The sequence below is a fragment of the Chitinophaga sp. W3I9 genome (genome assembly GCF_050434025.1).
Lineage (GTDB): Bacteria > Bacteroidota > Bacteroidia > Chitinophagales > Chitinophagaceae > Chitinophaga.
The window spans coordinates 740,474-755,775 of the sequence record NZ_JBNPWC010000001.1 but is presented as its reverse complement, the minus strand read 5'-3'; the positions used below and the strand labels follow the sequence as shown (position 1 = coordinate 755,775).

General features: G+C 42.3%; 10 protein-coding genes. 6 read left to right on the top strand and 4 right to left on the bottom strand.

All coding sequences use genetic code 11. From position 1 onward, the window contains the following. Window positions 1-98 precede the first annotated feature (98 nt). Window positions 99-1,106 (top strand): quinolinate synthase NadA, encoded by a 1,008-nt coding sequence (gene nadA / locus QFZ51_RS03355; RefSeq protein ID WP_429043133.1) that lies wholly within the window; start codon window positions 99-101, stop codon window positions 1,104-1,106. Between the two features lie 1,617 nt (window positions 1,107-2,723). Here nadA and QFZ51_RS03350 read toward each other — a convergent pair. Next, window positions 2,724-2,960, bottom strand: coding sequence for a FeoA family protein (locus tag QFZ51_RS03350; protein ID WP_429043131.1), 237 nt, complete (start codon window positions 2,958-2,960; stop codon window positions 2,724-2,726). A gap of 162 nt (window positions 2,961-3,122) precedes the next feature. On the opposite strand from QFZ51_RS03350, the gene ybeY reads away from it, so the two are divergent. The 5 genes from ybeY (at window position 3,123) to QFZ51_RS03325 (ending at window position 10,524) form a co-directional block, all read left to right on the top strand. After that, entirely contained in the window at window positions 3,123-3,551 is a 429-nt protein-coding gene (gene ybeY / locus QFZ51_RS03345) for an rRNA maturation RNase YbeY (protein ID WP_429043128.1), read from the top strand. A gap of 2,288 nt (window positions 3,552-5,839) precedes the next feature. Further along, window positions 5,840-7,708 carry a tRNA uridine-5-carboxymethylaminomethyl(34) synthesis enzyme MnmG gene (gene mnmG, locus QFZ51_RS03340; RefSeq protein ID WP_370908867.1) on the top strand — a complete coding sequence of 623 codons (1,869 nt, stop codon included), beginning with the start codon at window positions 5,840-5,842 and terminating at the stop codon, window positions 7,706-7,708. A gap of 351 nt (window positions 7,709-8,059) precedes the next feature. Next, window positions 8,060-8,647, top strand: coding sequence for an RNA polymerase sigma factor (locus QFZ51_RS03335; RefSeq protein ID WP_370908866.1), 588 nt, complete (start codon window positions 8,060-8,062; stop codon window positions 8,645-8,647). Further along, window positions 8,640-10,001: an outer membrane beta-barrel protein gene (locus QFZ51_RS03330; RefSeq protein WP_429043123.1), complete on the top strand. Its 1,362-nt coding sequence runs from the start codon at window positions 8,640-8,642 to the stop codon at window positions 9,999-10,001. The genes QFZ51_RS03335 and QFZ51_RS03330 overlap by 8 nt, the downstream gene beginning before the upstream one ends. Before the next feature lie 109 nt (window positions 10,002-10,110). Beyond that, window positions 10,111-10,524: a hypothetical protein gene (locus tag QFZ51_RS03325; RefSeq protein WP_429043120.1), complete on the top strand. Its 414-nt coding sequence runs from the start codon at window positions 10,111-10,113 to the stop codon at window positions 10,522-10,524. Between the two features lie 3 nt (window positions 10,525-10,527). Here QFZ51_RS03325 and cls read toward each other — a convergent pair whose 3' ends face one another. The 3 genes from cls to QFZ51_RS03310 form a co-directional block, all read right to left on the bottom strand. Continuing rightward, window positions 10,528-12,006 (bottom strand): cardiolipin synthase, encoded by a 1,479-nt coding sequence (cls, locus tag QFZ51_RS03320; protein ID WP_429043117.1) that lies wholly within the window; start codon window positions 12,004-12,006, stop codon window positions 10,528-10,530. Between the two features lie 26 nt (window positions 12,007-12,032). Continuing rightward, window positions 12,033-12,917, bottom strand: a complete 885-nt coding sequence (locus QFZ51_RS03315; RefSeq protein ID WP_429043115.1) for a carotenoid biosynthesis protein — start codon at window positions 12,915-12,917, stop codon at window positions 12,033-12,035. Window positions 12,918-13,101: 184 nt separating this feature from the next. Beyond that, on the bottom strand, window positions 13,102-15,249 hold the full coding sequence (locus tag QFZ51_RS03310) for an alpha-galactosidase (protein WP_429043112.1): 2,148 nt from the start codon (window positions 15,247-15,249) through the stop codon (window positions 13,102-13,104). Between the last annotated feature and the right edge of the window lie 53 nt (window positions 15,250-15,302).

Here is a 15,302-nt window from a genome sequence, read left to right as displayed (position 1 = left end):
AACTACATTTGTACGTGAGCTGGAAATTAAATTTCCACATATTCACAGCCCTAATAGTAGTGGGCTTTTCTTTTAAATATTTAAAGAAGTATATAGCTATGATTATGGAAATCGCTGACGCGAAAAAAAATTTGCAACGCAACGGATTTTTGGATATATCAGTCGATCCTTCTCTGGATTTGTTTGAAGCGATAGAAAATTTGAAAAAGAAAAAAAACGCTATCGTCCTGGCTCACTATTACCAGGAACCCGATATTCAGGATATCGCCGATTACATCGGAGATAGTTTAGGCCTCAGTCAGCAGGCTGCCAAAACAGATGCCGACATGATTGTTTTCGCGGGTGTGCATTTTATGGCTGAAACCGCAAAAATTCTCAGTCCCCAGAAGAAAGTGCTGTTACCGGACCTGAAGGCGGGGTGTTCCTTGGCCGACAGTGCCCCTCCGGAGCTGTTTAAGAAGTTCCGGGACCGTTACCCGGACCATATTGTGATTTCATACATTAACTGCTCTGCGGGTATCAAGGCGCTCAGCGATATCATTTGCACGAGCTCCAATGCCGAGAAAATCATCGAAAGCGTGCCACACAACCAGCCGATCATATTTGCCCCCGACAGGAATTTAGGGGCCTATCTGATCAAAAAAACGGGTAGGGACATGGTTTTATGGAACGGCGCCTGCATGGTTCACGAGATTTTCTCACTGGAAAAGATCACAAAATTGAAAATCCGTCACCCCAAAGCTAAAGTGATAGCCCATCCGGAATGTGAACCGGCAGTTTTAGCTATTGCGGATTATATCGGATCCACCACTGGTTTACTGAAGTTTAGTCAGAAAGATGATGCGCAGGAATATATCGTTGTTACAGAAACCGGTATACTTCACCAGATGCAAAAGGAAAATCCGGGCAAAACTTTTATTCCTGCTCCGCCAAATAACGCGTGTGCCTGCAACGACTGTCCTCACATGAAATTGAATACACTGGAGAAATTGTATTTGTGCATGGAATACGAACAGCCGGAAATTACGATGGAAGAAAGTCTGAGAATAGCCGCTAAAAAGCCAATTGAGCGTATGCTGGAAATTAGCGCACAAGCCGGGCTTTAGTTTAACTGACTGATTAACAATACTATTTAAATTTTATTTTTTACATATAGGAAAGTAGTTATTTACCGAGGGCCGTGAGAATCTTGTATTCTGACGGCCTTCGTATTTATGTACGAACCGATTAATTCTCAGCGTGTTACAAAGGCTCTGAGAATCTCTTATCTGTGATTGGACTATACCATTCTCCATAAGAGCGCGATAATACGGGCAGCCCTGATTTGTTTGATGTTAAAAACCCTCTGAAATAGTTTTTTAGTGCCCTGAGAATTAAAAATAAAAAAGAGGTATTGGGTAAGTGAAGGATTTAAGAGAATATCTGATTCTCAGCGCGCTGATATTGGCGTGAGAATGGGATATTTCTTCTTTGGGTGGAATGGTATGCGTAATTTTTCTTTTAAGGAAGTCTCAGTAGTTACTTTTTTAAGGCCCTGACAATTCAATATTTATTTAGATGACAGGGATACCCCATGGTTTTGATTTTCATTACAATGTCAACCCCTTATTTTTTTGCAACTACCTTGATCCATACAGTTTTTCTCTCTTTAGTGACTCTCTACTTCTGTTGTTAGGAGATTCTTCAGCCATGTTTTTTGAAACAAATAAATGCCTTCTGACGCGGCAGCTTATTGATTTTTAAAGAAGGCTATGAGGATTGATTCTTTTTCTTTTTACTGGGGTGTTACCCCGGGATTTTATATTTCATGCAATTCTCAGCTGACTTGTAGTTTGCTGAGAATAGAGTGTTGATTGGGGTAGCCTTGACAACACATATTTCATGCGATTCTCAGCGCTTTGTCAAGGCGCTGAGAATCTGATATTTAATAGCGCCTTGTACTTGTTCCTGTTTATTTAATTTACATCGCAATCTCACTTCACTTGTAGTGCCCTGAGAATTGAATATTTGTTTACCCGCTTTTAAAAATGCACGCTGGAAATTTTCAGGCGATTGTCAGGATGCAAGTAGTGATCTGAGAATCTAATATTCGACAGGATTTGTTGTATAAGTCCGGATATGATATTCCGGTGTAATTCTCAGCGGCTCAGGAGGGCGCTGAGAATTGAATATTTTTATTCTTCGTGGCTCGGATCAGGTTTTGTAAAACGGAGGCGCGCTCAGCTCATTGGGTACGCTTTGAGAATCGGGGATATTTTTATACCTGGGGAATTATACACTGGGGATGCATTGTAGGCGCTTTGAGAAGGTGCTGAGATTTGCGTGTTTTTCAATTGTGCAGGGGAACGCCGGAGAATTTTGGCAGGATTCATTCTAAACGCTCTGCAAATTGTTAATGTTTCACAACGGAATCTGGTCGGCGACATTAAGAAGAAGAATTTCCCTCAAAAATTTCTTGGTATAAAATGTCGGAATAGGGGTAAAAAAGGAGAAATTGTTAATAAATCAGGGAAAATTCGGCTAAGAAACTAAAGAGAAAGCTGAATTTCTTTTGGAAGATTTGTTAATAGGTGGGGAGTCCATCAAAATTTCATTGAAGGAAGAAAAAGCTCAAGAATGTGTGGAAAAATAGCGGTAAAAGTGTGTTTTTTCCGGAAAATGCTCTTTTTGTTATAAAATTTTCTTGGTTTTGGGGATAAAAACGAGAAAAAAGTAGAGGAAAACTAAATTTCCTCTACCCAAATATGATCTGCTTCTGTTTTTCTAAGTGACAAATTATAGCCAGCCACCATAATTGAAATCGGATCTCCCAACGGGGCAATTTTTTCAATTTTTACTGTTTCACCTGGTACGCAGCCCATTTCCATCAGTTTAATATGAAGATCGTCTTTTGCAAATTCTATAATGATCGCGCTTTTTCCTGTCGACAGGGACGATAGTTTTATAATGCCTTTTTTCATTTCCTGCTTGTTAATCTGTTTAAACTTAGTACCAGCACAATGGGGAGCATACTTATGAATGATAAGCAAAGTTACCGCTGTATAGCCAATATGCAAAAAGAAAGGTCATCCAATCCAAAATTTCACTTTACTTTTACATCCACATAAATTTTTTCAGTATAGATGGCTATTCAGTTTACATCGCACGAGGTAAAGGATTATTTAAAAGAAAAGAGGAAGCTAAAGGTGTTTTTAAGTGATCTTTTTTCTGCAGAAGGACAGGGATTGGAGAGTTTACACTACGTTTTTTGTTCAGATGCTTACTTGTTGGAGATCAACAAACAGTTTTTGCAGCACGACACGTATACGGATATCGTAACTTTTGAAATGGGGGAGAATCCGGCCATTACGGAAGGTGAAATATACATTAGCGTGGATAGGGTGCTGGAGAATGCAGATAAGTTTAAGGTACCGGTAGCCCAGGAGCTGCACAGGGTTATTTTTCACGGTGCACTACATTTATGTGGTTTTAAAGACAAAAGTAAAAAGGACGCTGTCCTTATGAGAAGTAAAGAGGATGAGTACCTGGTAAAGTATTTCGGTAGTAAATAGGCTTTTGAGCCTTACAATGTTTCACGTGGAACATTCATTGTTTGGAATCGTTGGAGATGATTAACCTGGGCGTTATAAAACCTGGGATCCTGCATATAGCGTTATTACCCGTGGTATACTTCTCGGATACTTCTCAGTTACTTAGGAGTAGCGTATGTGTCGCACTCCCCATATAGTCCCCATATAGTCCCCATATAGTTCCCATATAGTTCCCATATAGTTCCCATACACTCACAATACACTCCTCATACACTCATAATACACTTCCCATACACTTACAATACACTATGCCCTGTTTTATACCGAAAAGAACCTTACAGCTCAGGGTGGTTATACTGGAATAACTTTACACCCCCAGCGTCGAACACAGATTTAGCTTACAATGTTGCTTTTCGGTGCAGTAATAGCTTTACAGTAACAAAGTAACCAAGGCTTTCGTTTTGATTTTCCATTTTTTATTCAAAGGTCCTTGAATTGGATTGCATTTTTGCTTGATGATCCTGTTTAAAGTTTACTGTTTAGGTTTTAAGTCCTGAAATAAGTTTACAGTGTGGGTTGTAAATCCTGTATTTGGTTTACAGCACTAGTTTTCGTTTGGCCTGGACCTTCGATATAGCGGGGAGAAGGAAGGGATATTGACTGGGGTAAGAGGCATTTGGTTATATGTTTGTACAGTACAGCCAGGACAACATTGTGTTACTGGATATTATCCACTAGGCAAGTGTTGTGCTTATAAATCTTTTCAATTTTTCTGCATGTAGCATTTTGGGAGGGGATTCCCATTTAGGGTTATGGGAATGAATAGGCTTGGAATCAAGTAAAACGATTTCCTGTTTAATATTGCGAATGGTGCCGTTAATCTTATTCCGGCAGATATTCTGTTATGGTGTTCATAAGCAAGGACAGAATTCTTTACATTTCATGAAGTGCCTCCAATAAAAGATTTACTATAAGAAAGAACAAATTTAGATGTTCCACGTGGAACATCTAAAAAGGGATTTATTTAAAAACCGAGCTTTGATTTGTAAGGTTTAAGAGGTGGGGCGTAATTCACAAGGGGGAACCGGCGTATAATAAGCATGATAATGCTGTTTCTTTCTTTATCTGGGCTTTTGATTTCTATCAAGTCATATGATGATCTATGCATGCCGTTTCAAGTGAATATGATATCGCCAGATTGGTTTTAGATTATGGCTATAGTGGTAATGCTCATGGGAGGTAGGCGTCGCTGCATTTTCTTCAGCCGTATTTGTTGATGGTGAGACATTTGGTACTCTTTACCGAATTTAGTGACACGGGACCTTCAATTCTTTTTCCAAAACAACCAAGTGATGTTAACAAGCTTTGGAAGAATAGGGACATTCTTCTTATACGCAGCTCTGCTGAATATCATTTGATATTCCATGCCTGTGAGCCAATTTAGGACTGCTATTCCAGCTTTACCTATAGATGTTGTTTGAGGAATCTGTTGATAATACCAGAAGCAAACTGAGGCTTTTGCATTTAGTTATGCAGATTGAAAAGGCATAGAATTTAGATAATGGAGAGAAACCTAGGATGCCCGGTTTCCTGGAGTTTATTTTCTGCCAGCCGGCTTGTTATCACAGAATTACTATTGAGCAACTTCTCCATGTTAAGAGTAGATTTATCTGCGTAATAAATGATGCAGGAGAGCAGCATTTACAGATTTATATAACTGAGTTTCTATGACAGTGGATGGACTTTGAGCCGGGGTGTCAAGTGTATTCTTAATTGCTTCTTGCATTTGTATCAAGAAACTGCAAGAGCTACAAACAATGATAGTGCTTTGGATTCACTATTTGTTGGAGTTTTCTTAAAGATATAGGTACCCATCACCCGGGAAGCAATTTTCATTTCCGGAGGAAGTGTTTTGCAACTTAAAGAGATACTTCCCGCAGTGGGATTCTCCAGTGTATTATTATGCGAGGAGAGAGGATTTGAATAAGTGTCTAAAGGGAAAGACTAAGAGATAATTAAAATCGATGAAAAAAAGAGCGTATTCGTCATCATACTTCTGATGTTTACCGGATCTTCTAATAGGTGATTCATAACTAATGAAAAGGTTTTGAATCAGGATAGCATCCTTTTCTAATGGAGAACTTACATCTCTTGCCGGCTAATTATGTTCCACGTGAAACATTAACAGGATAAAAGAAGATGCTAAGAATGAGCTATTGAATCCTCTACGGAATGTTCCACGTGGAACATTCACATTGGCAACCACATTCTCCTTTCTTCTACGTAATTTTGCACTTTCTAAAGTTATTATGTTTCCATCATACGATATAATTGTTGTAGGCGCAGGACACGCAGGTTGTGAAGCCGCTGCCGCTGCTGCCAATATGGGGTCCAAGGTTTTGTTGGTAACCATGAATATGCAAACCATTGCTCAAATGAGCTGTAACCCCGCTATGGGGGGCATTGCCAAAGGACAAATTGTAAGAGAGATAGATGCGCTTGGAGGATATTCCGGGATAGTAACGGATCAGTCTATGATCCAGTTCCGTATGCTCAACCGGTCGAAAGGCCCCGCTATGTGGAGCCCCCGTACGCAAAATGACCGCATGCTTTTCGCTGCAAAATGGAGGGAAGCACTGGAAAAAACACCGAATGTGGACTTCTACCAGGATATGGTAAAAGGCCTTTTAGTGAAGGATGGAAGATGCCACGGCGTTGTTACCGGACTAGGCCATGAGATCCAGGCGAAGGCGGTGGTGCTCACCAACGGGACTTTCCTCAACGGTGTAATCCATATCGGGGATAAACAATTTGGCGGTGGCAGGGTAGCAGAAAAAGCGGCTACGGGCATTACAGAACAACTGGTTTCCCTGGGTTTTGAAAGCGACCGTTTGAAAACAGGTACACCTCCACGTATTGATGGAAGGAGCCTCGATTATTCAAAAATGGAAGAACAGAAAGGGGATGAAGAGATTGTTGGATTCTCCTATTTGGATGTCGAAAGAATTAAACCTGCACAACAAAGAAGTTGCTGGATTACCTATACCAGCGATGCCGTACATGAAATGCTCCGTACTGGTTTTGACAGGTCGCCCATGTTCCAGGGACGTATCCAGGGAACAGGTCCCCGTTATTGCCCCAGCATTGAAGATAAAATAAACCGCTTCGCAGAAAGAGAACGCCACCAGTTATTTGTGGAACCAGAAGGCTGGGACACCGTGGAGATTTATGTAAACGGATTCTCTACCTCTTTGCCGGAAGATGTGCAAATGAAAGCGCTTCGCCTGGTACCAGGATTTGAAAACTGCCGGATGTTCCGGCCGGGATATGCCATTGAATACGATTTCTTTCCACCAACCCAGCTTCAGTTCTCCCTGGAAACCAAGCATGTTCAAAACCTCTTCTTTGCCGGGCAGATTAACGGCACTACCGGATATGAGGAAGCTGCATGCCAGGGTATCATGGCGGGCATAAATGCCCACCTGAAGGCCCGGGAAGAAGCACCTTTTGTGTTGAAAAGAAGTGAAGCATATATTGGAGTGCTGATCGATGATCTGATTAATAAAGGCACCGAAGAACCTTACCGTATGTTTACCTCCAGGGCAGAATTCCGCACCCTGTTACGCCAGGACAATGCCGACCTGCGCCTGACAGAAAGGAGCTATAAAATGGGGCTGGCCTCTGAAGAAAGAATGCAGAAGGTGCAGGAAAAAAGACAAGGCGTAGAACAAATTAAGCGCATCCTGAAAGAATTGTCCATAGAGCCGGACGAAATCAGCGGACTACTTGCAGAGAAATCATCTGCTCCGTTAACCCAAAAACAGAAAGCGCACCAGATTTTATTACGTCCGGGACTCGATATTTTTGCCATGAAAGACCAGGTGGAAAAAATAGGACAGGCACTCGCCGGATTTAGTAAGGATATTTTGGAACAGGCAGAAATCCAGATCAAGTATGATGTATACATTGAAAAGGAAAATGAACTGGTGCAGAAAATGAGCCAACTGGAAGATCTCGTGATACCTTCCAATTTCGATTATGCAAAACTGGTTTCATTGTCGAACGAAGCAAGACAGAAATTTAATAAAATTCGTCCGCATACCCTTGGCCAGGCAAGTCGCATTAGTGGAGTTAATCCAAGTGATGTACAAATCCTGATGGTTTATATGGGACGATAAAAATATAAAGCTTTTATAGCGGGTAGTGTTGTTCTTACAATCTGCCCGTTTTTTTTTGGTTTATCACCGGGCACAGACAAAAAATGAGCAAAAATGCCCGAAAATCGACCTTCAGAAACGCGGTAAATTTTAATGATCTCTTCTTTGATGGATATAAGTGTTAGAAAAGGGGTAAAAGGGATAAAAACGGCTAAAAATGCATGTTTTTGAACCAGAACTTTATTTTTCCGGAAAAAGCAACCTTTTTTGATTTTCCACCGTATCTATCTTCAGCCTGGAGTTTATTTAAACAATTATTCCCTGACAAAAAAATAATAGCACCTAATACCAAAAGCAGGTAAGAATATTTTTGTGCATGAGCTGAATAATATTAATGAAGTGATTGCCGGTTGCTGCAGAAAAGAACGCAGCAGTCAGGAAGCGTTATACCGGAACTTTTTCGGGTATGGACTCAGCATTTGTTTGCGATATGCACAGAACAGAGATGAGGCAGTTGAAATTATGAACGACGGATTTCTTAAAATATTCCAACACATTGAAACATTCGATACCTCCCGGCCTTTTAAAACATGGCTGGCCAGAATTATGGTGAATACCGCCATCGATTTTTTAAGAGGTAAAAAGAAACTGGTTTTTACTGATGATATTAACCAGGTACCGGAACCAGGAACGGATGAAAAAATTATTGACAAACTATCCTATGATGAATTGCTGAAACATGTACAGGCTTTGCCTCCGGCTTACAGAACTGTTTTCAACCTGTATATAATGGAAGGCTTCCAGCACCAGGAAATAGCAGGTATGTTGCGAATCTCAGAAGGAACTTCCAAATCGAATCTATTTAAAGCAAAGAAAATACTGAAAGAAAGAATTATTAAAGCATCCATGAGCACTGCTGATGGAATAGACATAAATATGCCCTTATACAAAAATGAATGACGCGTTTGAAAATAGTATCCGTAATAAGCTGAATGAAGCTGATATTCCTTTTGACCAGGATGCCTGGAAAAAAATGGAATCGAAGCTTGATGCAGGAAATAATAAGAAACGACCAGCAGGCTGGTGGTGGCTGTTGTTATTGCCTGTGCTGGGTGGTTTATGCTGGTGGATCATGCAACCATCAGCAACGGATAAAGCAGTTTCACGTGCAACAGTAGATTCCACACAAGATCAACAAGCGCATACCATCACAACAAACGGACAGCGTATTGCCACGCCGGATAGCAGTGCAGTACAACTGCCCGGAACAAGAACAATTACGTCAACAGCAACAAAAACGCAGCAAAACAGCGACTTATCATCAGGTAAACAGCTACCAAAAACAAATACTACGACAGAAAATTCCGCCCAACAGCAAACAATTTCCCCGTCAGGAATCCATCTGCCAAAAACAAATACAACAGCCGTAAACACCGGCCGTCAGCAAACCTTTTCGCAGACAAACACCTATCTGCCGAAGGCAAATAAAACAACAGGTCAGGATATACCGGAAAAAACAACTACACCAGATATTACTGCTGATGCAGGAAAAGAAACAGGAAATGATAAAGGTGTACCCCCAACAATTAATCACGCCGCTTTTGATCTGCTGAAAACAAAGAACAGTAATAACTTTAACGTATATACGAAAATAGGAAGACCTGTTGAAATACCCGTAGATACTAAGTTACAGCCGGATCAGGATAAAAAACCCGTACGTCGGAAGATCAACTCAAAAGGATTGTATATAGGAGTAACTTTCGGACCAGATCTGAACGTTGCGCCCTCTTTTAAATATGGAAACGTCGGCTTTAACGCCGGTGTACTGGCGCATTATTATTTTAACCAGCACTGGTTTGTTACAAGCGGAGTTGTATACAGTAAGAAGCTATATGGCGCTACCAGCAGTGATTATAAAAGTCCTTACAACAGTTCATGGGATCCTCTTGTTAAGGTAAATGCGAATTGTGATGTGCTCGATATACCTGTGAATATAAATTATACTTTCTTGCAGGTAAAAAATAATACAGTGAGTGCTACGCTCGGTATCTCTAACTATTTTATGCTGAAAGAAAAGTATGAATATGTATACAAGTATTCTCCCGAAAAGGAAAGAACGGTAGATAATGAAAACCAGCATTATCTTGCCATACTGAATGTTGGCGCCCTTTACCAGCACCCTGCCGGAAGAAGGTTAATTGTTGGGCTACAGCCATATGCAAAAATTCCCCTGCATGGGGTCGGATTGGGACAGGTGAAACTGTACTCTGCCGGCTTATCAGTACAGTTAAACCTGGTAGGAAAAAAACGCTGATCCATCCTGTAAACAATCATTCTGCTGCGTTGTTATCATCCTGATACAATGCCTGCTGCTTTATGTGGCATGGCATTTTCTGCTTTCCTACTCAATAAAAGATTTGATTATGAGCAACAAAAAGAATAAAACCGGAAAGGAAGATCAACAACTACCTAAAAATGAAGATGATCAGTTTCCCGGATACCCCGAATATCCTGCCAGCGAAGATATCATGAATAAAAAGAACCGGGATAAAGAAGTAGACCTGGATATTAACGAGGTAACCGGCTCTTTCCGTAGAAACAGTGAATTATCGCCTGATAAAAAGAAGTCCAGGGAAAATAATGAACAGGAAGAAACCTGGCGCCAGGATAAAGTGGGAGATGACCTTGATATTCCCGGTGCTGAACTCGACGATGAAGCAGAAGCTATCGGAGAGGAGGATGAGGAAAACAATATTTACAGCATAGGAGGCGACAGACACGAAGATCTGGAAGAAGATAACGGTGAGTTCCTCGACCTGGATGAAGACAAGGATTAGGGCTTATAATAGCGGTGTAAGGAGGCGACAAACAGCGTCCATAAACCGCTTTAGAATATTGCGCCTGTTCCAGCGGGTTTCCTGAACGGGAACTGAATATAAAAGGTCTTCTTCAAACACCTTATTCAGCCGGGTAGCCACCTCTGTATCATAGATCAAAGCACCTATTTCACAATTCAGATAAAAGCTGCGGTTGTCAAAATTAACGGAACTTACCCAGGCAAGATTATCATCTATCACCATCGTTTTCGCGTGAATAAAACCACGCGTGTAAAAATATATTTTGATACCTGCCGCCAGCAAAGGTTTCAGATAGGAGAGGGCGGCATGTTGTACAATGTAGGAATCGCCTTTTAACGGCAGCATCAGCTGTACATCTTTCCCCGCCAGCGCCGCCATTTGCAGCGCGGTGAGCAGCTCTTCAGTAGGAATAAAATAGGGATTAGAGATCCTGATTCTTCTCTTGGCAATATTAATAGCCATAAGAATACTCTGCATGGCAACAGGCCATTCTGAATCGGGCCCGCTGGCAACGATATCTACAAAGCAGGTACCCGTTAAATCTGACCGGCCAAAGAACGGTTCTGCAAAAGGAAATACTTCTTTACTGCAATAACGGTAACTCATCAGAAACTGCAGCTGCAGTATGTTTACCGCATCGCCTTCAATTTTCAGATGGGTATCCCGCCAGAAAGTAGGATGCTTGCCATTGTTGATGTACCGTTCATCGAGATTGATGCCGCCCACAAAGCCGACCTTACCATCTACCACGATAATTTTCCGGTGATTTCTGTAATTGGCGTTCAGATAAAAATCTACAAGCACAGGAGAAAAAGGGTATACACTGGCGCCATGTGCTTTTAACCGTTCGGGAATATCCCCGATCCGGTCGCTGCCCATATCATCGTACAGAAAACGTACCTGTACACCCTGGTTTAATTTTTCGATCAGGATGTTGGTTACTTCATTTCCCACATCATCATCTGCAATCATGTAGTACTCTATATGGATATGATGTTTCGCAGCACGCAGTGCGCTGAAAACCACCGGGAACTTTTCTTCTCCGTTGATCAGTAGTTGTACCCTGTTATTTTTGCTGAGGATAGACTGCCGCGTATTAAGCAGCATGGCTGAAATCTCCTGTTTGTTTCCTGCCAGCCGCCGGAGTTCTACCTGCATTTGTTCTATCAGTGGTTTTTGCGACTCCCAGTACCTGGAAAATAGTACTTCATCTTTACTGCCTTTCAGCGTAAACCTCCTTCGTTTGCGCAGATCACGTCCCAGGTAGTAGTAAACAATTAAACCAACAACGGGAATAAACACCAGCACCAGGATGTAACCGATAGCCTTTACCGGGTTGCGGTTTTCAAGCAGAATGGTAGCAATCAATCCGATGAAAATAAGGATCAGTAAGACGATACTGCCTATTTTGATGTAAATATGCCATTCTGCACCTGTTAGATAACCGATCAGTGTTTTCACCAGTAAAAATTATTTAAGTATTAATATTAACATGTTTCCGTTAAAATAGTTACAGGCTGCTTTTTTATCAACATGGGTACGTGTATCAATATACCAATCGTTGCATTTAACAGCGAGAAAGCCGTCATCCAGCTATTTTCGCGGGAGAACCCTCCCAGGAATAACCAGGCCAGGAAATACACGTGGAACCATAAAGGAACAATCCATGCGGCCAGCGGAAAGTAATGGCCACTGGTGCTATTTCTCCTGGCAAAACCCGTTGCTACCATTAACGACAGTAGTATTATCAAAGCAATGAGCCGATGCATACTGCTGATGCCAAATGCTTGTTTCAGTAAATCGGCCAATGGAAATAAGGATATCCACAGGGCAGCCTGTGAAAGGAGAATGGAAAGTAAAGGCAGCAATGCCTTCCATACCCGGGTGACGGCTACTTTTTCCAGCAGCCGGCCAAAGAGGGAATAGAAAAATACCACCAGCAACCAGCCATAGAAATTAGCGTATGGCACGCCGAACCATTGACCGGTAAGCGTTTCCGAAGGATAGCCCCTGCCCACCCAATCCCAGTGCCACATATGCAGGCGATAGGCTACCACATCCATACTTGCATCGATGTTCAATGCCAGCAAGCTGTCCAGCGCAGCTGCCGCCCATAACGGCAACCCAAAGTTATCTGTAAATAAACGCGACGAATAAATAATGACCGCCCAACCACAGCCAATACAAAACGGAATGTTATGCGGCGCCTTGCCCAACATGAGCCAGAATTGCCCGTACACATAGCCGCTGCTGGTGGCTACATTTACATATTCCAGCAACAACCCGAAACACAGTGCCCCCAGTAACCACGCCATATGTGCGGTTCCTTTTTTCAGGGCGTGCCAGCCGCAAATAAGCAAAAGGATATACATACAGATCTCCGTTAGCGGAAAGCAGTATCCAGGAGCATTACCATAAGGCATATTGGCGAAAGGAAGCATATCCCTGTAGTTTGAAGTATTGAAGATAATAAATCACCTGCGATTCATTTTCTTTCAAAAGAAAATGCCCTGTTTCCATCGTTACTGGAAACAGGGCATTTAAATATACGGTACTTTATTCGGCTGTTATTTCAAGGATGTTGCTGCTTAGTGATCTGCCATTGCCTGGTACCAGCTGAATGCCTTCTTTCATCAGGAAATCGCCGCTATAGAGCCTATCAAAATGATAGGAAGAATGTGTTCCCGGGAACAGGTTTATTTCGTTGATGCGGTAACGTTTCTGAGGATCCAGTCCTTGCAGTTTAACGAGTGTAAATACGTCGTTTTTTGCAATGTTCATCAGGTAGCTGAAAACAATACTTTTTTGCTGATCATCGCTGGTATACTGGAATACCGCCCTGTTTTCCTTATAGGGAGAAATAAGCCGGTAAAGATTGCCATACCACACAATATCACTGATACGCTTATACGTAGTTACTGCATCACGACTGAACTGTAATTCTTTCTCTGTAAAATCGTCCACTTTGATATCGTATCCCAGTTTGCCCATCATGGCTACATCGGTACGGAATTTCAGGGATTGGTTGCCCCAGTTGGTGATATGTGCGGCCATTGTATTGGCCGGGAAGAAGTGTGAGTATCCGTACTGGATATAAATTCTTTCCAGTCCGTCGGTATTGTCACTGGGCCAGAATTCGGTGAAGTATTTCATGGCGCCATAATCTGTGCGACCGCCGCCACCGGAGCAAAGCATGATTGGCAGGTGAGGATATTTCGCTCTTACCCTGTCGAGCACTTTGTATAAGCTACGGGTATAATCGATAAAAAGGTGCGACTGCTTTTCTTTCAGGTAAGGAGAATAGGTATTGGTTAGCATCCGGTTACAATCCCATTTGATATAAGCGATGCCCGGGTTTTCCGACATGGTTTTATCTACCACACCATACACGAAATCCTGTACTGCAGGGTTGGTAAGATCCAGCACCATCTGGTTGCGGTAATAGTTTTCAGCGCGGTTTGGCAGGCGAAGTATCCAGTCGGGATGCTTTGTATACAACTCACTTTTTGGATTTACCATTTCCGGTTCCAGCCATATACCGAACTTTATGTTTTGTTTTTCTGCTTCCTGTACGAGGTAGCCCAATCCATGCGGAAGTTTGGTGGTGTTGTGTTCCCAGTCGCCCAGGCCTGCGTTGTCTGCATTGCGTGGAAATTTATTGGCAAACCAGCCGTCGTCGAGTAGGAACAGATCTACCCCCAGTTTTTTGGCCCCGCTGAAAAGACCGGTTAGCCGTTGTTCGTTGAAGTCCATGCCGGTTGCTTCCCAGTTATTGAGCAGGGTTAAACGTGGGGAATGTCCATCAAGGATGCCGTAGTTGAGTGCCCAGTGATGAAAGTTTCTGCTGGCTTGTCCTGTGCCTTTGGCCGACAGGGTGAAGATGAATGCCGGCGTGGTGAAAACTTCGTTTGGTTTTAGCGTATAGTCGCTGGCGTAAGGATTAATACCGGAATTAATGTGGAGTGAGTTATGTTCATCTACCTCAAATCCAAACTTAAAATTTCCTGTCCAGGCTAATGTTCCGGCCAATACTTCTCCATTCTCTTCTTCAGCAGGATGATTTAATGACAGCAGGAACAGGGGCGATTGCAGCATATTGGCCCTTACGCCCAGTTTGCTGTCGAGGATTTTCATCCCGGTGGTAAGATATTGTTCCTGCATATCAGCTTCCTTTGCCCAATCGCCGTGGAATTGCGTTAACCAGTATTTATCTGCTTTCAGGTGCAGCATGGAAGAGGCGTAGGCTGTTAGCTGTACCGGTTTTTTCTCGTTGTGCTTTACTTCCGTCCATGCTTTGATAATATCTTCTTTATAGTACGCTTCAAAGTGGAGGATAACGGTTACCGGGTATACGGGATCTTTAAGTGTAATGGTAGTTGCAATGATGTCATCGCTGGTTTTTGCGGATGTATAGGTATCATATTTTAGCTCCAGGGAAGGATTTCCGTCGGTGTGAACGATACGGATAGCCGGGTCCAGCAGGCTTTCCATGCCGGCAGTTATATAGGCCTCCTGTTTCCCTTTTGCAAGGGTATCCGCCATATCGGGCTGTAACTGTTGTCCGAAGTATTGTTGTATTAACCGGCCTTCCGGGTTAATGCTGTACACCAGGCTAATGTTGCGGGTAGCAATGCGGATATTTTTTTCTTGTGCAGATACCCAGTGGGTTAACAATAGAAAGCTTATGCAAAACAGTGTTCTCATGTTTTAATATTTACTAACGAGGAATAAGCGTACAAAATACAAATAAAAAGAAA

Coding starts and splice junctions, on each gene's coding strand:
- QFZ51_RS03310 (WP_429043112.1), bottom strand. CDS start 15,249: ATGAGAACACTGTTTTGCATAAGCTTTCTATTGTTAACCCACTGGGTA.
- QFZ51_RS03330 (WP_429043123.1), top strand. CDS start 8,640: ATGAATGACGCGTTTGAAAATAGTATCCGTAATAAGCTGAATGAAGCT.
- ybeY (WP_429043128.1), top strand. CDS start 3,123: ATGGCTATTCAGTTTACATCGCACGAGGTAAAGGATTATTTAAAAGAA.
- QFZ51_RS03315 (WP_429043115.1), bottom strand. CDS start 12,917: ATGTATATCCTTTTGCTTATTTGCGGCTGGCACGCCCTGAAAAAAGGA.
- nadA (WP_429043133.1), top strand. CDS start 99: ATGATTATGGAAATCGCTGACGCGAAAAAAAATTTGCAACGCAACGGA.
- mnmG (WP_370908867.1), top strand. CDS start 5,840: ATGTTTCCATCATACGATATAATTGTTGTAGGCGCAGGACACGCAGGT.
- QFZ51_RS03350 (WP_429043131.1), bottom strand. CDS start 2,960: ATGAAAAAAGGCATTATAAAACTATCGTCCCTGTCGACAGGAAAAAGC.
- QFZ51_RS03325 (WP_429043120.1), top strand. CDS start 10,111: ATGAGCAACAAAAAGAATAAAACCGGAAAGGAAGATCAACAACTACCT.